At 65.6% G+C, this 16,963-nt stretch carries 16 protein-coding genes; 11 read left to right on the top strand and 5 right to left on the bottom strand.

Annotated elements, in window-relative coordinates; translation table 11 throughout:
* The first annotated feature begins 19 nt into the window (after positions 1-19).
* The 4 genes from HV744_RS08995 (at position 20) to HV744_RS09010 (ending at position 3,828) form a co-directional block, all read left to right on the top strand.
* Positions 20-910: a phosphoribosylaminoimidazolesuccinocarboxamide synthase gene (locus HV744_RS08995; RefSeq protein WP_175149173.1), complete on the top strand. Its 891-nt coding sequence runs from the start codon at positions 20-22 to the stop codon at positions 908-910.
* Positions 911-948: 38 nt separating this feature from the next.
* Entirely contained in the window at positions 949-1,467 is a 519-nt protein-coding gene (gene purE, locus HV744_RS09000; RefSeq protein ID WP_121315613.1) for a 5-(carboxyamino)imidazole ribonucleotide mutase, read from the top strand.
* A gap of 104 nt (positions 1,468-1,571) precedes the next feature.
* Positions 1,572-2,768 carry a 5-(carboxyamino)imidazole ribonucleotide synthase gene (locus HV744_RS09005; protein WP_175149174.1) on the top strand — a complete coding sequence of 399 codons (1,197 nt, stop codon included), beginning with the start codon at positions 1,572-1,574 and terminating at the stop codon, positions 2,766-2,768.
* Positions 2,769-2,778: 10 nt separating this feature from the next.
* Positions 2,779-3,828, top strand: coding sequence for an L-threonylcarbamoyladenylate synthase (locus HV744_RS09010; protein WP_175149175.1), 1,050 nt, complete (start codon positions 2,779-2,781; stop codon positions 3,826-3,828).
* Positions 3,829-3,884: 56 nt separating this feature from the next.
* Here HV744_RS09010 and HV744_RS09015 read toward each other — a convergent pair whose 3' ends face one another.
* The 3 genes from HV744_RS09015 to dacB all read right to left on the bottom strand — a co-directional run bounded on the left by HV744_RS09015 (position 3,885) and on the right by dacB (position 8,068).
* Positions 3,885-5,138, bottom strand: a complete 1,254-nt coding sequence (locus tag HV744_RS09015; protein ID WP_175149176.1) for an SGNH/GDSL hydrolase family protein — start codon at positions 5,136-5,138, stop codon at positions 3,885-3,887.
* 94 nt (positions 5,139-5,232) lie between these two features.
* Positions 5,233-6,195 carry a sterol desaturase family protein gene (locus HV744_RS09020; RefSeq protein WP_175149177.1) on the bottom strand — a complete coding sequence of 321 codons (963 nt, stop codon included), beginning with the start codon at positions 6,193-6,195 and terminating at the stop codon, positions 5,233-5,235.
* 217 nt (positions 6,196-6,412) lie between these two features.
* Complete coding sequence (dacB, locus tag HV744_RS09025) at positions 6,413-8,068, bottom strand: D-alanyl-D-alanine carboxypeptidase/D-alanyl-D-alanine endopeptidase (protein ID WP_175149178.1); 1,656 nt, start codon at positions 8,066-8,068, stop codon at positions 6,413-6,415.
* Between the two features lie 220 nt (positions 8,069-8,288).
* Here dacB and HV744_RS09030 point away from each other — a divergent pair, with 220 nt between their 5' ends.
* The 6 genes from HV744_RS09030 (at position 8,289) to HV744_RS09055 (ending at position 14,042) form a co-directional block, all read left to right on the top strand.
* A complete protein-coding gene (locus HV744_RS09030; protein WP_175149179.1) occupies positions 8,289-8,951 on the top strand; it encodes a response regulator in 663 nt (220 codons plus the stop codon).
* Between the two features lie 4 nt (positions 8,952-8,955).
* Positions 8,956-10,257, top strand: coding sequence for an ATP-binding protein (locus tag HV744_RS09035; RefSeq protein ID WP_175149180.1), 1,302 nt, complete (start codon positions 8,956-8,958; stop codon positions 10,255-10,257).
* A gap of 154 nt (positions 10,258-10,411) precedes the next feature.
* Positions 10,412-11,929 (top strand): DegQ family serine endoprotease, encoded by a 1,518-nt coding sequence (locus HV744_RS09040; RefSeq protein WP_175149181.1) that lies wholly within the window; start codon positions 10,412-10,414, stop codon positions 11,927-11,929.
* A gap of 288 nt (positions 11,930-12,217) precedes the next feature.
* Positions 12,218-12,715 (top strand): carboxypeptidase-like regulatory domain-containing protein, encoded by a 498-nt coding sequence (locus HV744_RS09045; protein ID WP_175149182.1) that lies wholly within the window; start codon positions 12,218-12,220, stop codon positions 12,713-12,715.
* Positions 12,716-12,853: 138 nt separating this feature from the next.
* A complete protein-coding gene (locus HV744_RS09050) occupies positions 12,854-13,246 on the top strand; it encodes a DUF427 domain-containing protein (protein WP_175149183.1) in 393 nt (130 codons plus the stop codon).
* Between the two features lie 34 nt (positions 13,247-13,280).
* Positions 13,281-14,042 carry an SRPBCC family protein gene (locus HV744_RS09055; protein WP_175149184.1) on the top strand — a complete coding sequence of 254 codons (762 nt, stop codon included), beginning with the start codon at positions 13,281-13,283 and terminating at the stop codon, positions 14,040-14,042.
* 228 nt (positions 14,043-14,270) lie between these two features.
* Here HV744_RS09055 and HV744_RS09060 read toward each other — a convergent pair whose 3' ends face one another.
* Complete coding sequence (locus HV744_RS09060) at positions 14,271-15,260, bottom strand: helix-turn-helix domain-containing protein (protein WP_175149185.1); 990 nt, start codon at positions 15,258-15,260, stop codon at positions 14,271-14,273.
* 179 nt (positions 15,261-15,439) lie between these two features.
* Between HV744_RS09060 and HV744_RS09065 the strand changes: the two genes are divergently transcribed.
* On the top strand, positions 15,440-16,072 hold the full coding sequence (locus tag HV744_RS09065; protein WP_175149186.1) for a cysteine hydrolase family protein: 633 nt from the start codon (positions 15,440-15,442) through the stop codon (positions 16,070-16,072).
* Positions 16,073-16,260: 188 nt separating this feature from the next.
* On the opposite strand, the gene HV744_RS09070 is transcribed toward HV744_RS09065, so the two are convergent.
* Positions 16,261-16,902 (bottom strand): TetR family transcriptional regulator, encoded by a 642-nt coding sequence (locus HV744_RS09070; RefSeq protein WP_175149187.1) that lies wholly within the window; start codon positions 16,900-16,902, stop codon positions 16,261-16,263.
* Positions 16,903-16,963: the final 61 nt, after the last annotated feature.

Consider the following 16,963-nt stretch of genomic DNA (forward strand, 5'->3'; position numbering starts at 1 on the left):
CTTTTAGCGAACCACGACGATGTCTACCCTCTACGAATCCACGCTCCGCTCGCTGCCGCTGCTCGGCCGCGGTAAAGTCCGCGACAACTATGCGGTGGGCAACGACCAGTTGCTGATCGTCACGACCGACCGTCTGTCGGCGTTCGACGTCATCATGGGCGAGCCGATTCCGAACAAGGGCCGCGTGCTCAACGAGATGGCGAACTTCTGGTTCGAGAAACTGAAGCATGTGGTGCCGAACCACCTGACGGGCGTCGCGCCCGAGTCCGTGGTCGCGGCGGACGAAGTCGAGCAGGTCAAGGGCCGCGCGGTGGTCGTCAAGCGCCTCGAGCCGATTCTCGTCGAAGCGGTGGTGCGCGGCTATCTGGCCGGCAGCGGCTGGAAAGACTACCAGGCAACCGGTTCGGTGTGCGGCGTGCAATTGCCGCCGGGTCTGCAAAATGCGCAGAAGCTGCCCGAGCCGATTTTCACGCCGGCTGCCAAGGCCGAAATGGGCCACCACGACGAAAACATCACGTACGACGAGATGGAACGCCGCATCGGCACCGAACTGTCGGCCACGATCCGCGACATCTCGATCAAGCTGTACAAGGAAGCCGCTGATTACGCGGCGACGCGCGGCATCATCATCGCGGATACGAAGTTCGAATTCGGTCTGGACAACCACGGCAAGCTGTATCTGATGGACGAGGCGTTGACCGCGGATTCGTCGCGCTTCTGGCCGGCCGACCAGTATCAGGTCGGCACCAACCCGCCGTCGTTCGACAAGCAGTTCGTGCGCGACTGGCTCGAAACCCAGCCGTGGAAGAAAGAACCGCCGGCGCCGAAGCTGCCGGACGACGTGGTCACCAGGACGGGAGAGAAGTACCAGGAAGCGCTCGAACGCCTGACCGGGCACAAGCTCGCCTGATCAGATCCGCGCCGTTCGGGAAACAAGGAAGCCGTAAGATGAGTGAAGCTCAAACCGCCCATACGCATGGCGCGCCGGTCGTCGGCGTGCTGATGGGCTCCAGTTCCGACTGGGAAGTCATGAAGAACGCCGTGGCGATTTTGCAGGAATTCGGCGTGCCTTACGAGGCCAGGGTCGTGTCCGCGCACCGCATGCCCGACGAGATGTTCGCCTATGCTGAAAGTGCGCGTGAGCGCGGCATTCGCGCGATCATCGCGGGCGCGGGCGGCGCGGCGCATCTGCCGGGCATGCTGGCGGCCAAGACCACGGTGCCGGTGCTCGGCGTGCCGGTGGCGAGCAAGTATCTGAAGGGCGTCGATTCGCTTCATTCGATCGTGCAGATGCCCAAGGGCGTGCCGGTCGCCACGTTTGCAATCGGCGAAGCGGGCGCGGCGAACGCGGCGCTGTTCGCGGTGTCGCTGCTGAGCGGCACGAGCACCGAGTATGCGGAAAAGCTGGCTGCGTTCCGCGTGCGCCAGAACGAAGCGGCCCATGCAATGGTATTGCCGGCGCTGTAATAGCGCGCTGGCTGATTGCTTTGAGACGTCCCCCTGTCTGACCCCCGGCCGGGTGCCCGCAGTTGCACGACTGCATGCGCACCCGGCCGCGACCGACCACTAAGATGACCCCAGACAACACACCGGTTTCACCGATTCTGCCCGGCGCATGGCTTGGCATGGTCGGTGGCGGCCAACTCGGCCGCATGTTCTGCTTTGCCGCCCAGGCGATGGGCTATCGTGTCGCCGTGCTCGATCCGGACGAAAACAGTCCGGCGGGCGCCGTCGCCGACCGCCATCTGCGCGCGGCCTACGACGACGAAACGTCGTTGACCGAACTCGCGCGGCTGTGCGCGGCCGTGTCGACCGAATTCGAGAACGTGCCGGCCGCGAGCCTCGACTTTCTCGCGAAGACCACCTTCGTGAGTCCGGCGGGCCGTTGCGTGGCGGTGGCCCAGGACCGCATCGCCGAGAAGCGCTTTATCGCGTCGTCGGGCGTGACGGTGGCGCCGCATGTGGTGATCGGGTCGTCGGCCGCGCTGGCCGCGCTCGACGACGCCAAACTCGAAGCCGTGCTGCCGGGCATTCTCAAGACCGCGCGCATGGGCTACGACGGCAAAGGCCAGCTTCGCGTGCGCAACGCCGAGGAAGTGCGCGAGGCGCATGCGTCGCTCGGCGGCGTGCCGTGCGTGCTGGAAAAGCGCTTGCCGCTGAAGTTCGAAGTGTCGGCGCTGATCGCGCGCGCGGCGAGCGGCGCGTCGGTGGTGTATCCGCTGGCGCAGAACACGCACCGCGGCGGCGTGCTGTTGCACACCATCGTCCCCGCGCCGGACGCGAGTTCGACGCTGGTCGAGCAGGCGCAGCAGGCCGCGCTGCAAATCGCCGACAAGCTCGGCTATGTGGGCGTGCTGTGCGTCGAGTTCTTCATTCTCGAAGACGGTTCGCTGGTGGCCAACGAAATGGCGCCGCGTCCGCACAATTCCGGCCATTACACCGTCGACGCCTGCGCAACCAGCCAGTTCGAACAGCAGGTGCGCGCGATGACCGGCATGCCGCTCGGCGACACGCGTCAGCATTCGCCGGCGGTGATGCTGAACATCCTCGGCGACGTGTGGTTCCCGGACGGTCCGAAGCGCGCGGCGGTCACGCCGCCGTGGCACGAAGTCGCGGCGATGCCGGCGGCGCGTCTGCATCTGTACGGCAAGGAAGAGGCGCGTTGCGGCCGCAAGATGGGCCACGTGAACTTCACGGCGGCGACGCTCGAAGAAGCCCGCACGGCTGGGCGCGATTGCGCGCGGCTCCTGCACATCGTCACGAGCTGACGCGCGCGCCATGCCGGATCAACAGAAACCCGCTGATGGCGCCGCGAGCGCATTGCCTGTGAGCGCCGCACAGATCGAGCACGCGGCGGCACTGCTCGACGCGGGTGGTCTGGTCGCGTTTCCGACCGAGACGGTGTACGGGCTCGGCGGCGACGCCGAGAGTCCGGACGCGGTCGCGCGCATCTACGCGGCGAAGGGCAGGCCGGCGAATCATCCGGTGATCGTGCATCTGGCGCCGCAAGGCGATCCGAACTACTGGGTCGAGCAACTGCCCGCGGAAGCGCAGCGCCTGATCGATGCGTTCTGGCCGGGTCCGCTCACGCTGATCCTGAAGCGCGCCGCGCGGATTCCAGCGGCGGTGAGCGGCGGCCAGGATTCGGTGGGCCTGCGTTGCCCGTCGCATCCAGTGGCGCAGGCCTTGCTCGAGGCGTTCAGCGCATTGCGCGGCGGCCACGGTGGCGTGGCTGCGCCGTCGGCGAATCGTTTCGGGCATGTGAGCCCGACCACGGCGCAGCATGTGCGCGACGAGTTTGGCAGCGCGATTCATGTGCTGGACGGCGGCGCGTCGGATGTCGGAATCGAATCGACTATCCTGGATTTGTCGCGCGGTTTTCCGGCGCTGTTGAGGCCGGGCCGGGTCACGCCGCAAGATATCGCCGACGTGCTCGGCGAGGTGCCGCGCCTGGCGGACGGATCGGATGCGACTGCGCCGCGTGCTTCCGGCACGTTGAAGGCGCATTACGCGCCGCGCACGCCGTTGGCCTTATTGCCGTTCGGTGCGCTGGAGCCGTTGCTTGCCGCGCGCGCAGCGGGCGAGCGTGTGGCGCTGGTCGCGCGCGCGTCGCGAGCCGGGCATTGGGCCGATGCCGAAGGCGTGCATTTCATCGCCGCGCCGGAAGACCCGCATGTGTACGCGCGCGAGTTGTATGGTCTGCTGAGGGCTCTCGATCGCGCGAACGTCACGCGGATTCTGATCGAGAAGCTGCCGGATACGATCGAATGGATTGCGGTGAATGACCGGCTCGGTCGGGCTGCGGCTGCGTTCGAAGCGCAAGGATAGGGGCGGCCTGGTCAGCACCGCTCCCATCCTGTCGCCGCTATGCGGCAATCCTCAACTTACTTCCCCAACCCCGTCGCCGCGATCTGCTGCTGGACGAATTGCGCGAACAAGGCGTACAAGTGCGTGGTCGGGTGGACCGAGTCCGCGAACATGTAGGTCTGGTCAGCGCCGGCCACCGTGTAGGTCTGCGGCGAGCAGAACAGCGACGAGCCGAACTGGGCGCCGTACTGCTCCGGAGTCAGCCCGTTCGTCGCGCCCGGATTGGCCTTGGCGTAAGCAGTTGCGTTGTTCACCATCGACGTCAGGTTACACGCCGTGCCGGTGTTGGACACTGTGAAGCCCAGCGCCTGGTAGTTCGGCAACTGCTGATCCAGCCACGTGAACGTATCGAGCACGATCACCTTGCCCGTACCCACCAGGCCGAGGGCGGTCAGGTTCTGGACCAGCAGATAGTTGAATGCCGCGCTGATCCCCGTCAGCAGTGCAGCCGAGCCTGGCGTCGTCACGTTGGCCGCGACGCCGAGCGGCGTATTGCCGATGTCAGGCACATTCGCCACCACCACGTGGGTCGCACCCGAGTCGACGATGGTCTTGACTTGCGCGGCGAGCTGGGTGGCGGCCTGCGCGATCTGAGGGTTGGCCAGCTGCTGCAGGTAGCCGACGATGAACGCGACCTGGCCCGCCTGCGAGTTTGGCAGTTTGCCGGCCAGCACGAGTTTCGGGTAATCCGTCTGTAGCGCGGCGCCGAGCGCCGTCAGATTGGCGGTGGTCGCCGCGAACTGCAAGATGTCGTTCGCGCCGCCGTCCACCAGCACCAGCTGGTTCGAGTTGAAGCTCGTATGTGCGCCCAGGTAGTTCGCCACCTGAGTCACGATCGGCACCGTCGTAGCCGCCATGTTGTTCGGCGCCCAACCTTGGCCTTGAGCGTTGACGACGAGCGCGCCGCCCTGCGCATAACCGAAGCCGCCTGCTGCGACCAGCGGCTTGCCGAAGCCGCCGAGGTACGCCGGCGTCAACGTGCCGCCGTAGTATTCGGCAACCTTTTGCGTCCACACTTCACCCGGGTTGGTCGTGAAGCGGCCGCCGCCGAAACTGGCCTGAATCACCGGCGCATAAGTGCCGACGTCCGACAGGCTGTCGCCGAACGACACGACCTGCAACTTGACGCCGCCTGCCGGTGTGCTGCTGTTCGAGTTGTTGTTATCGTCGCCGCCACCGCCGCAGGCAGCGAGCGCGGCAAACGCGGCGCTGGCGATGACGATCTGCGTGACGCGCAACCATGGGTGTTTCTTCGATGCTGTTTGATTCATGTTGACTACATCTCCTCGTATGTGTGGCCCTTGCGCCATGTGTTGCAGGCAGCGTCCGCCGCGTCGGTGGCGTGACGCCAGCTTACAGAATCTTCTACGGCCTGCGCGTCGTTTGAAACGCAGCCGTATGGTTTGCATTCACGCTCGACTGTTCGCTCGTCGATGCGCTCAAATCTGCCGTCAGTGAAGCTGAACCGGCGGCGCGACGCGCATGATAATCCGCGGCCCAAGCGGGCGGCGCAAACAGTGCGCGCCACTTGTTGCGCCAGCCGCGCACGCTCGCGAAGTCGGCAGCCATCGACGCCCATTCGTGAAACGTCGCCTTCAGCGGGTTGTAGGTGTGAAGCGGCTCGACGATGCCGTACACCGGTACGTCGTGCGGATTCTCGTCGACATAGCTGCCGAACAGACGGTCCCAGATCACCAGCACGCCCGCATAGTTGCGATCGATATAACGGTCGTTGCGCGCGTGATGCACGCGATGAATCGACGGCGTATTGAACACGTATTCGAGCCAGCCGAGCTTGCCGATTGCCTGGGTGTGCACGAAGAACTGGAAGCCGAGATTGATCAGCACGATCGCGACGATCTGCTTCGGCGCAAAGCCGAGCACGGCGAGCGGAATCCAGAACAGCCACATGCCGGCGATCGGATACATCAGGCTCTGACGGAACGCGGTCGAGAAATTCAGGCGCTCCGACGAGTGATGGACAACATGCGCGGCCCACAGCCAGCGCACCCGATGGCTGCAACGGTGAAACACGTAGTAGAGCAGGTCCTGGGCGACGAACAGCACGACGAACGAGACCCAGCTCGCCTGCCACGTGTAGACGCGGTAGTGCTCGTAGAAAAACGCGTAGACCGGAATGATCGCGAGCCACGCGAGCTTGTCGGCGGCTTGCTGCATGAGCGCGAGCGCGGCATTGCAGAACGTGTCGCGCCAGCTATAGATCGGTTCGCCCGGGCACGTGCGCCGCAGGTGCCACGCCTCCCAGCCGATACATGCGAGAAAGACTGGCGCCATGGCGAGCAGCAGCAATTCAGCATCGAATTGCATGGTGTCGTCCTCCGTTGTCCCTGACCGCCGAGAGTTCTCAGCGGGTGGTGTCGTTATCGTTCGAGTGAGCCGCGCTGCCCTGAGGAAGTCCCCTTGGGGAAGCGCACCGGGCGCGCGGTTTGTGCGACACGCATGGCGCCTGGCGCGCGCATCAATCACTGCCCGACAGCGTACACGCTCAGGACCTTGCCGCGCGCGGCTTCGCTAGAAGGAATCCTCAGTGGCTCGCGCGTTTGTGCGGGTTTCTCCTGAGCTTGCCGCGCGGTTCGTCGACGGGATCGGCGACCTTGGTGAAGCCTTGAGCCGGTCCCTGGTAGACCCATTCGAGCAACGCGTCGTGCGCGGCGCGCGCGGCTTCCGAATGCGGATCGTTGATCAGGCTCACGACCACGTAGCTGTTGCCGTCCGCCGACGCGACGTAGCCCGCGATCGCGCGTACGTCGCGCAAGGTGCCGGTCTTGATGTGCGCGTTGCCGTCTGCGCCCTGATTGGTCAAGCGGTTGCGCATCGTGCCGTCGACGCCCGCGATCGGCAGCGACTCCACGAACACCTGGGCGACCGGACTCGCGTTGGCCCGCTGCAACAGGTCGGCGAGCGCGAGCGCGGTGATGTGCTCGTCGCGCGACAGGCCCGAGCCGTTGTCGAGCGTCAGATATTGCGTGTCGAGGCTGTCGCGGCGCAGAAACGCCTGAATCGCACGCGCCGCTTTGGCGGGCGTCGCGGGCGGCCTTTCTTCCGCAGCGCCGATCGTCAGGAACAGATTGCGCGCCATCGTGTTGTTGCTGAATTTGTTGATGTCGCGAACGATGTCGGACAGCATCGGCCCCTGGTGTGTGGCGATCAGTTTGGCGCCAACCGGCACCGCGCCTTCGCGGGTCGCGCCGTTGAAGGTGCCGCCGGTTTGCTGCCACAGCGCGAGAAAGCCGCCCGCGAAAAACGCCGAGTGATCGAGCACCGCGACGTTGATCGTGCGCGGGTCGCAGCGCATCGAGTAGTCGCCGGTGAACGAGGCGACGACGGTGCCGTTCGGCTGCGGCGTGACGGTGGGTGACACAGAGGCTGAGCCGCCGCGGCACGGGCCGTTGACCGCGCGCATCTGATTGTCGATCTGCAATTGCGAGAGCGCCGGCAGCACCTCGATTGCAACGCTGCCGTCGGGCGACGGCGTCAGCGTGAACGACAGCGATTTGAACGCGTACAGCAGCGCATCGGGGCCGACGTTGTATGGCGCGGTGGCGTCGTCGTCGAACGGCGGCAGGTCGCGCGTCGACGGATCGAAGTAGCGCTTGTCGAGCACCAGCGCGCCGTCGATGCCGTTGATGCCCGCCTTGTGAATCTTCTGCACAAGGTCGATCAGTTCTTCCGGCACGAGCTTCGGGTCGCCGGTGCCTTGAATGTACAGATTGCCGTGCAGCACGCCGTTCGCGTCGAGCGTGCCGTCCGCGTACGCGCTCGTGCGCCAGCGATAGTCGGGGCCGAGCATCGACAGGCCGGAGTAGGTGGTGACGAGCTTCATCGTCGACGCGGGCATCATCGGCTTGCCGGCGTTCAATGCGACGATCGGCGTGCGGTCGCCGACCTTCTCCACCACCACGCTGATCGACGACAAGGGCACGTGCGCGCGCTGCAAGCCGACCATCACCGATTGCGGCAACACCGTTGTGACGTTGACGCTCGGATGCGTCGCCTTGGCACGCGCCTGGGCGGCAAGCGGCAGTGCCGCGCCCGAGCCGAGCGCGGCGCACACGAGCAGCCACGCCGACGCGCGAGGCGCGAGCCGGCGAGGCATGTGAGCGGCGGAGGCGAAAGCGGAGGAACAGCGCGGGCGCAGCGCCACGCGGCGTGCGAGAGAAGACAGGAAAGCGTGCGTCATGAACGGGCGAAGAAGCAAAATTTCAGGGCGTGCGGCACGCGGCAATTCACGCTGCATTGATCCAGTGCTTGGCGCGTTCGGCCGAATCGCCGTCGCGCGACACAAAGCGCCCATTGTAGTGACATGCCGCCACGCTGCGGTGAAAAAAGCACCGCGCGCCGCGCACGCCGGGGGCGGGCGCTAGAATGCGGCATCATCAAACGTTTCGGAAAGTACAACCATGCGCATCTTGCTAGTCGAAGACGACCGGATGATCGCCGAAGGTGTGCGCAAGGCGCTGCGCGGCGAAGGCTTCGCGGTCGACTGGGTGGAAGACGGTGAAGCGGCGCTGCGCGCGGCGGCTGGGCAACCTTACGATCTGGTGCTGCTCGATCTCGGCCTGCCCAAACGCGATGGTCTCGACGTGCTGCGCACGCTGCGCACGCGCGGCCACGCGTTGCCGGTGCTGATCGTCACCGCGCGCGACGCGGTGGCCGAGCGCGTCAAGGGCCTCGATGCCGGCGCCGACGATTACCTTGTCAAACCTTTCGATCTCGACGAACTCGGCGCCCGCATGCGCGCGCTGATCCGGCGCCAATCCGGCCGCAGCGATTCGACGATCCGCCACGGCAGCCTGACGCTCGATCCGGCGTCGCACCAGGTCACGCTCGACGGCGCGCCGGTCGCGTTGTCCGCGCGTGAATTCGCCCTGCTCGAAGCGTTGATCGCGCGGCCCGGCGCGGTGCTGTCGAAGAGCCAGCTCGAAGAAAAAATGTATGGCTGGGGCGAGGAGATCGGCAGCAATACCGTCGAGGTCTACATTCACGCGCTGCGCAAGAAGCTCGGCGCGGACCTGATCCGCAACGTGCGTGGGCTCGGCTACATGATCGCGAAGGACGCCTGAGTCGATGCGCTCGATTCGCCGTCAACTGCTGGTCTGGCTGCTGGCGCTGGTGTTGCTCGGCGTCGGCATTGCGGGTTGGCTGATCTATCGGCAGGCGCTGGCCGAAGCCAACGAACTGTTCGATTACCAACTGGAGCAGATCGCCGCGGCGCTGCCGGCGGAACCGTTCTCGCAGGTGCTCGGTTCACGCGACACCGGCGACGAAGGCATCGTGCTGCAGATCTGGAATCGCAACGGCGTGCTGATGTACTACTCGCGTCCGCGTGCGCCGCTCGCGCCGCGCGCCGAACTCGGTTTTTCGACCGAGCACACGGAGCGCGGCGACTGGCGCGTGTACGGCGCGATCGTCGGCGATAACGTCGTGCAGCTGGCGCAGCCGCTGTCCGTGCGCAACCGGCTCGCCGCGAATGTGGCGCTGCGCACCTTGTGGCCGTTGATCGTGCTGCTGCCGTTGTTGGGTGTGGCGGTGTGGGTGATCGTCGGACGCGGGCTCAGGCCGTTGCGGCGCGTGACCAGCGCGCTCGACACGCGTCATCCCGAGGCGCTCGATCCGTTGCCGGATCAGCGTTTGCCGCTCGAAGTGCAACCGCTCGTGCGCGCGTTGAACGGGCTGCTCGAGCGGCTCGCCACCGCGCTCGACATTCAGAAAGCGTTTGTCGCCGATGCTGCGCACGAATTGCGCACGCCGCTCGCCGCCGTGCAGATACAGGCGCAACTGGTGGGGCGCGCGAAAGACGAGACCGCCCGCAATGAAGCGCTTGTGGATCTGCAGGCGGGCGTTACGCGCGCCACGCGGCTCGCCGAGCAATTGCTGGCGCTCGCGCGTTCCGAACCGGACGGCGTCGCCATCACCGACGCGATCGATCTGCGCGCGCTGCTGCAGGAGTGCGTGGCGACCTATGCGCCGCTTGCGCTGAATCGCGGCGTCGATCTCGGCGTCGAGGCGAGCGAAGCGGCCACCCTGATCGGCGATGCCGACGCGCTACGCGTGATGTTCAACAACCTCGTCGATAACGCCACCAAGTACACGCCGCGCGGTGGTCGCGTCGACGTCAGCCTGCGCGTCGAAGACGGGCATCCACTGGTGCGGATTGCCGACAGCGGACCCGGGATCGAACCGGCCGACCGCGATCGCGTGTTCGATCGCTTTTATCGCGCCGGCGCTGGCGCGAATCGCGCGCGCACTGACGTGGCGGGCAGCGGCCTGGGCCTCGCGATCGTGCGCCGCATCGCGACGCAGCACCACGCAACCGTGTCGCTCGATGAATCGCAGGCGGGCGGCTTGCGGGTCACGGTGCGCTTCTAGTGGTGAGCCTTTCTGTTCGTAAAGTGGTTCAAACGCGGGTCAAACGCCCCAGGAATAAGGTTTTAGCGATCTGGCGCTGCTTAAGACTCTTTTAAGCGATGCCACGTACGCTCCTCGGCATTCCAAAGTCTCTTTCTCCAGTGAGGAGTACACGATGAACGCGAAAACCTTGTCCCGCAGCGCTGTTGCAGTAGCTGTCGCCGTTGCGCTTTCCGCCGGCTATGTGGCGGGGCATCGCGACATGCCCGCACCGCAGGTGATTTCGCCAGCGCAAGCCGCCATGATGCCTGCCGAAGCCGCCGCCAAAACCGGCATCCCCGATTTCTCGGGCCTAGTCGAAACCTACGGCCCCGCCGTCGTCAACATCAGCGCGAAGCACGTGGTCAAGCAGACTGCGCTGCGCGGTAACGGTGGCAATGGCGGCAACGCCGGCGGCAATCAGTTGCCGATCGATCCGAGCGATCCTTTCTATCAGTTCTACAAACACTTCTTCGGCGGCATGCCGGGCGCGCAAGGCGGCGACGGCGGCGATGCGCCGGATCAACCGAGCGCGAGCCTGGGTTCGGGCTTCATCGTCAGTAATGACGGCTACATCCTGACCAACGCGCATGTGGTGGATGGCGCGAATGTCGTCACCGTGAGGCTCACCGACAAGCGCGAGTTCAAGGCGAAGGTGGTCGGCGCAGACAAGCAGTCCGACGTCGCCGTGCTGAAGATCGACGCGAGCAACCTGCCGACCGTGAAGATCGGCGATCCGCGTCAGAGCAAGGTCGGCCAGTGGGTGGTCGCGATCGGTTCGCCTTACGGCTTCGACAATACCGTGACCTCGGGCATCATCAGCGCGAAGTCGCGCTCGCTGCCTAACGAAAACTACACGCCGTTCATTCAGACTGACGTGCCGGTGAACCCGGGCAATTCGGGCGGCCCGCTGTTCAACCTGCAAGGCGAAGTGATCGGCATCAACTCGATGATCTATTCGCAAACAGGCGGCTTCCAGGGCCTTTCGTTCGCGATCCCGATCAATGAAGCGATCAAGGTCAAGGACGACCTCGTCAAGACCGGCCACGTGAGCCGCGGTCGTCTCGGCGTCGCGGTGCAGGGTCTGAATCAGACGCTGGCCGACTCGTTCGGCATGCAGAAGCCGCAAGGCGCGCTGGTCAGTTCGGTCGATCCGGGCGGCCCAGCCGGCAAGGCCGGTTTGCAGCCGGGCGACGTGATCCTGTCGGTGAACGGCGATGCGGTCAATGACTCGACGGAATTGCCGGCACAGGTTGCGGGTCTGGCGCCGGGCAGCTCGGCGACCTTGAAGGTGTGGCGCGACAAGGCCGCCAGGGAAATGAAGGTGACCATTGGCTCGTTCTCGGATGCGAAGGTCGCGTCGAAGGCCGATCAGCCGACCCAGTTGCAAGGCCGTCTCGGCGTCGCGGTGCGGCCGCTGACGCCGGAAGAGAAGAGCGGCGCGTCGGTGTCGCATGGTCTGCTGGTGCAGCAGGCGGGCGGCGCGGCGGCAAGCGCCGGCATCCAGCCGGGCGACGTGATTCTGGCGGTCAACGGCCGGCCGGTCGCCAGCGTCGATCAGTTGAAGCAGATGATCACCAGCGCCGGCAACAGCATCGCGTTGCTGATCCAGCGCGACAACGCACAGATCTTCGTGCCGGTCGATCTCGGCTAATAGCTTGTCCTGAGCGGATGGCTCGATCGTCGAGGCGGCAGTTTGACCGACGCATCGCCCGATCCGCCAGCGATTGAAGTAACGTTTGCCGGTCCTTGCATTTACTGCAACGGACCGGTTTCTTTTGCCCGTTCCAAAAGCCGTGAGAAAAGACCCGCGCGCCACGTGGCGCGCCGGGGCAGTCGATTCCGGACGACGCGTCCGACGCTTGGCACGCAGGTTGCGTCTCATTTGATCCGGGCCCGTCGCGGGATACCGGACGACAAGACCTTAACAAGGAGCGAACCGATGAAGACCCAACGCAATCAGCGAAGGATCATAGCCGCGGCACTATGCGCGGCGCTCACGCTCGGTCTGGCGGGCGGCGCGTATGCGCAGCAGGCAAGCGAAGTAACCGGCGGCACGACCACCGACAACAGCAGCGCGGGCAACGTCAATGGCGGCGGCTTGCCGCAAATCCAGCAGCAGGGCGACGTCTCGTTCGTATCGGGCGGCGTCGGTCTCGACGAATCGAAGGCGCTGCAGCAGGCGCAGAGCCAGTGGCCGCTGTCGCTGCGCTTTACGGGCTCCGGCGCCGAGTTTCTCGCCGACGTCCACGTACGGGTAGTCGACGCGCACAATGGCGAAGTGCTGAACACCACGTCGCGCGGACCATACATGCTGGTCAGGCTGCATCCGGGCCGCTACACCGTGCACGCGCGGTACAAGGACCAGGAGCAGTCCAAACCGGTGACGGTCCCGGCCGCGGGCACAGCCAAATCCGCGTTCTACTGGAACATGAACTAAGCGGCCCTGGCGCCTCGGCCCGGCCGGGCGTCTTGCAGGAAGGCCGCGCAATCGGCTGGAGTTTGGCCGATAATGAAGCCACGGGTGCGCCCGTGGCTTTCCTGTTTGTACGACCGCACACCATCACGGAGCCGAGACATGAGCGATGCCTTGACACCTCACGGAAGCCCCGGCACGAGCACGGGGGGCCACACTATCACGATCCGCGGCAACCACCACCGGGTGCGCGTGATCCACGGCGGCGTGACCATGGCCGATACCCAGGCGGGGCTGACACTCTCGGAAACCGGTTTGCCCGACGTGTTCTATTTCCCGCGCGAGCACGTCAACATGGCCCGGCTCGAACGCTCCACGCATACTTCGCACTGCCCGTTCAAGGGCGAGGCTTCGTACTTCCATTTGCGCACCGAAGACGAACTGATCGAAAACGCCGTGTGGAGCTATGAAGCGCCGCTCGAGCAGGTCGTGCAGATCAAAGGGTATCTCGCGTTTTACGCATCGCGCGTTGACCGCATCGATCAGACGTCCTGATCCCGCTGTCGCGCGTTCATCGGGGGAGGCTGCCATGGAACTGAACGACGCGTTACGGATTCCGCTTGCGCCACCCGACGTTTGGGAAGCTTTGCAAGACCTCGCGCTGTTGCGTGCCAGCCTCGATAACTGCGAGTCGTTCACGCGCCTTGCGCACGGCGAATATGAGCTGACCATGACCGTGCCGCTCGGCCCGTTACGCGCGCGTTACGAAGCGCGCGCCCACGTGGCCGGCCAGGACTCCGGACCGGCGGATGCGCAGCGCCGCACCATCAACTTCAAGGCGCGAGCCGAAGGCATTGGCGCGTTGCGCGGCCAGATCGAAGTGCGCTTGCGTCCGGAAGAGGGCATGCACGGCGCCGGCAAGGAGCGCAGCACGCGGATCGACTACACGATCTGGGCGACCTCGTCCGGGCCTCTCGCCGAACTGCCGACGCGTCAGCTCGAAAACGCGCTGCGCCAACTGGCCGACGATTTTTTCGCCGAATTCGACGCGGTCGTGCGGGCCAAGCATGGACAAGGCCCGAACCGTGCGCGCGGATCGGCGGTGCGCCGCCAGCATGTGTTTTTAAGGCCGATCACGCTTGGCGGCATCGCGCGGCGTACGCGTATCGATCACGGCAATGCGCTGACCGGGCGGGCGGCGAGTGCGGCGCATGGCGTTTCACACGGCTTGTCGCATGGCGTCGCGCGTCGGGAGCCGGATTCGCACGTGGTCCCGAACTGGGCCTGGGCAGCGATGATTTTTCTGGTCGCGCTGTTGCTGTATCTCGTGCGCTGGCTTAACGAGACGTGACGCTCGATTGGCGCGCGGTCATCGCGCGACGATGATGGATCGCGCTGCTGTCGCGTCGGCGCGACTACGAAATCCCGGTAGGGCACTACGAAACGCTGTTGATCATGCGGCGTCCGCGCGTGGTGCCTGGGGCGCTTTCGTTCGCTTCGAACTTTTCGCCGGCGCTTGTCTCTGCGCGCTTTCCCGCGCTGTCACAGGCTCTCGGCCGGCTGCGCGCACTCACCACGTTCACACCCCGCGAAACTCCCGCCGCCATGCGGATGGCGACGTGCGAAACGCATCCGCGAAATGTTGCCGTAGCGAAGCCGTCGAGCCGAAGCCCGCGATCTCCGCGATCGCTTCCACCGACTCGTCGGTGCTTTCCAGCAATTGCTGCGCGCGAGCGAGCCGCTGTGCCAGCAACCACGCGCCGACCGTGGTGCCGGTCGCGAGCCGGAAGCGTCGCGTGAAGGTGCGACGGCTCATCAGCGCGCGCCCGGCGAGCGTGTCGAGCGTATGCGGCACGTCCAGATTGCCGCTCACCCAATCGAGCAGTCCTGACAGCCGGTCGCCCCGCAGGTTCGGCGGCATCGGCTGCTGGACGAATTGCGCCTGACCGCCTTGCCGGTGCGGCGGCACCACCAGCCTGCGCGCCACATAGTTCGCCACCTGCGCGCCGCACATCTTGCGCAGCACGTGCAGGCAGCAGTCGAGGCCGGCCGCGGTGCCGGCCGAGGTCATCACGTTGCCGTCGTCGACGTAGAGCACGTCGGGGTCGAGCCGCACGCGCGGATAGCGGCGCGCGAAATCGTCGGCCCACGCCCAATGGGTCGAGGCCGGACGATCGTCGAGGATGCCGGCGGCGGCCAGCACGAACGCACCCAGACACAGCCCGACCAGTTGCGCGCCGCGTGCGTGGGCGGCGCGCAAGGCGGCGAGCAGCGCGGCGGGCGGCGTCTCGTCAGGGTCGCGCCAGCTCGGCACGATGATCGTGTCGGCGTCGGCGAGCGCTTCGAGTCCGTGCGTGACGGCGATCGAGAAGCCGACGGTGGTGGTCAGCGCGCCCGTTTCAGCGGCGCAGACACGGAAGTCGAAGTCCGGCAGGCCGCCGCCGCTGCGGTCCTCGCCGAATACCACGCACGGCACCGACAGATGGAACGGGCTGATACGGTCGAACGCGACCACGGCGACGATGTGGCGGGGCGCGCCGCCGCGCTTCGCTCGTGAGGGTGCAGCCAACGATCACCTCGTCAAAGCAACGATGGCCCGATTCTAGCGAATCTTGTCATTCGGGTCGCTATCGTGAAAGCGGCGGCGCGCGAACAATGCAGTCATCGCCGCTGCCTCGCCCGATGCCCACGCCGGGCCGCACAGCGCGAGCCTTCCCCTTCATTCCCTGATTCGACAGAAGCCTTGCCATGACCAACCCGCGCCGTGCGCTGATCGTCATCGACGTGCAGAACGAATACGTGACCGGCGATCTGCCGATCGAATTCCCGGACGTACAGACCTCGCTCGCCAACCTCGGCCGCGCGATGGATGCGGCGCGGGCCGCCGGCATACCGGTGGTGGTCGTGCAGAACTTCGCGCCGGCCACCTCGCCGCTGTTCGCGCGTGGCAGCGCGGCGGCGGAGCTGCATCCGGTGGTGGGCTCGCGTGCCCACGATCACTACGTGGAGAAATCCCTGCCGAGCGCGTTCACCGGAACCGATCTGGCCGACTGGCTAGCCGCGCGGCAGATCGACACGCTGACGGTGACCGGCTACATGACGCACAACTGCGACGCGTCCACCATCAACCACGCGGTTCACGCGGGGCTTGCCGTCGAATTCCTGCATGACGCGACGGGCTCGGTGCCGTATGAAAACAGTGCGGGCTTTGCCAGCGCTGAGGATATCCACCGGGTATTCAACGTGGTGCTGCAATCGCGCTTCGCGGCGGTGGCGAGTACGGACGCGTGGATTGCATCAGTGAAGAGCGGGGCGCCGCTGGAGCGCGGCAACATCTATACGTCGAATCAGGCGGCGCGGGCTCGCCGGGCCGTTGCCTAAAGCGCGGGTGTTGCGCGGAACCGGCCGAATGATGTGGCATCGAGCGGCTGTCTCAGGTCGCGATGCAACGCCGCTGCACGAAGCTGCCACGCTTAAATGAAAGCGGGCGAATTACTCACCCGCCCGCCGCCCGCTTTTCTGCGTTAGCCGTGCCGACACGATAGCTGCACTGCCGGAGCGCACAGCCGCTACGCTTTCACCTTGCGCAGCGCCGGGCTCAACCGCAGCGCGTCGAACATGCCTTCGACCATCTGCTGCGCATGAGCGCCGAAATCCGTTGCGTCGGGCAGGAACAGCATGTCGCGCAGCGCGCCGCCGACATACGCATGTACCATCGCCGCCGCCAGCTTCGTATCGAGATCCGCGGGCATTTGCCCCTTCGAGATCGCGTTGCGCAGACCGCCTTCGATCTTCAACAGTCCTTCGCGCATGTTGGTCTGATAGCGGACCATCACCGGCCCCATTTCCTCGACCAGCTCGCATTTCAGAAACAGGATGTCGAACACGCGCCGGCGCCGCGGGTCGTTGGCCGTGTCGCGCAGACAGACCATGCAGATTTCCATCAGGCGCCCGAGCGGATCGGGCTCGTTGGGGTCTTGCGACGCGGCTTTGAGTTCGTCCAGCGGCAGCAGCACGCGGTCGAACATTTCGGTAAACAGGTCGCTTTTGTGCGCGAAGTGCCAGTAGATTGCGCCGCGCGTGACGCCGGCAGCCTGGGCGATATCGGCGAGCGAAGTTCGCGATACGCCCTTCTCGAAGAAAACGCGTTCAGCCGCGTCGAGAATGCTTGTGCGCGTCTCCAGCGCCTCTTCTTTGGTTCTTCTGACCATATTGGTATGACCTGCCCTGTTGCGGGGGTTTTCCCGAACTTTTTAAAGTCAGCCCGGTGAC

It is taken from the genome of Paraburkholderia ultramafica, assembly GCF_902859915.1.
In the GTDB taxonomy this organism is placed as follows: Bacteria; Pseudomonadota; Gammaproteobacteria; order Burkholderiales; family Burkholderiaceae; genus Paraburkholderia; species Paraburkholderia ultramafica.

Excerpts from the sequence above, each read along its gene's own strand:
- purE (WP_121315613.1), top strand. The coding sequence starts at position 949 with ATGAGTGAAGCTCAAACCGCCCATACGCATGGCGCGCCGGTCGTCGGC.
- HV744_RS08995 (WP_175149173.1), top strand. The coding sequence starts at position 20 with ATGTCTACCCTCTACGAATCCACGCTCCGCTCGCTGCCGCTGCTCGGC.
- HV744_RS09005 (WP_175149174.1), top strand. The coding sequence starts at position 1,572 with ATGACCCCAGACAACACACCGGTTTCACCGATTCTGCCCGGCGCATGG.
- HV744_RS09070 (WP_175149187.1), bottom strand. The coding sequence starts at position 16,902 with ATGGTCAGAAGAACCAAAGAAGAGGCGCTGGAGACGCGCACAAGCATT.
- HV744_RS09045 (WP_175149182.1), top strand. The coding sequence starts at position 12,218 with ATGAAGACCCAACGCAATCAGCGAAGGATCATAGCCGCGGCACTATGC.
- HV744_RS09065 (WP_175149186.1), top strand. The coding sequence starts at position 15,440 with ATGACCAACCCGCGCCGTGCGCTGATCGTCATCGACGTGCAGAACGAA.
- HV744_RS09055 (WP_175149184.1), top strand. The coding sequence starts at position 13,281 with ATGGAACTGAACGACGCGTTACGGATTCCGCTTGCGCCACCCGACGTT.
- HV744_RS09015 (WP_175149176.1), bottom strand. The coding sequence starts at position 5,138 with ATGAATCAAACAGCATCGAAGAAACACCCATGGTTGCGCGTCACGCAG.
- HV744_RS09020 (WP_175149177.1), bottom strand. The coding sequence starts at position 6,195 with ATGCAATTCGATGCTGAATTGCTGCTGCTCGCCATGGCGCCAGTCTTT.
- dacB (WP_175149178.1), bottom strand. The coding sequence starts at position 8,068 with ATGACGCACGCTTTCCTGTCTTCTCTCGCACGCCGCGTGGCGCTGCGC.
- HV744_RS09040 (WP_175149181.1), top strand. The coding sequence starts at position 10,412 with ATGAACGCGAAAACCTTGTCCCGCAGCGCTGTTGCAGTAGCTGTCGCC.
- HV744_RS09050 (WP_175149183.1), top strand. The coding sequence starts at position 12,854 with ATGAGCGATGCCTTGACACCTCACGGAAGCCCCGGCACGAGCACGGGG.
- HV744_RS09030 (WP_175149179.1), top strand. The coding sequence starts at position 8,289 with ATGCGCATCTTGCTAGTCGAAGACGACCGGATGATCGCCGAAGGTGTG.
- HV744_RS09010 (WP_175149175.1), top strand. The coding sequence starts at position 2,779 with ATGCCGGATCAACAGAAACCCGCTGATGGCGCCGCGAGCGCATTGCCT.
- HV744_RS09035 (WP_175149180.1), top strand. The coding sequence starts at position 8,956 with ATGCGCTCGATTCGCCGTCAACTGCTGGTCTGGCTGCTGGCGCTGGTG.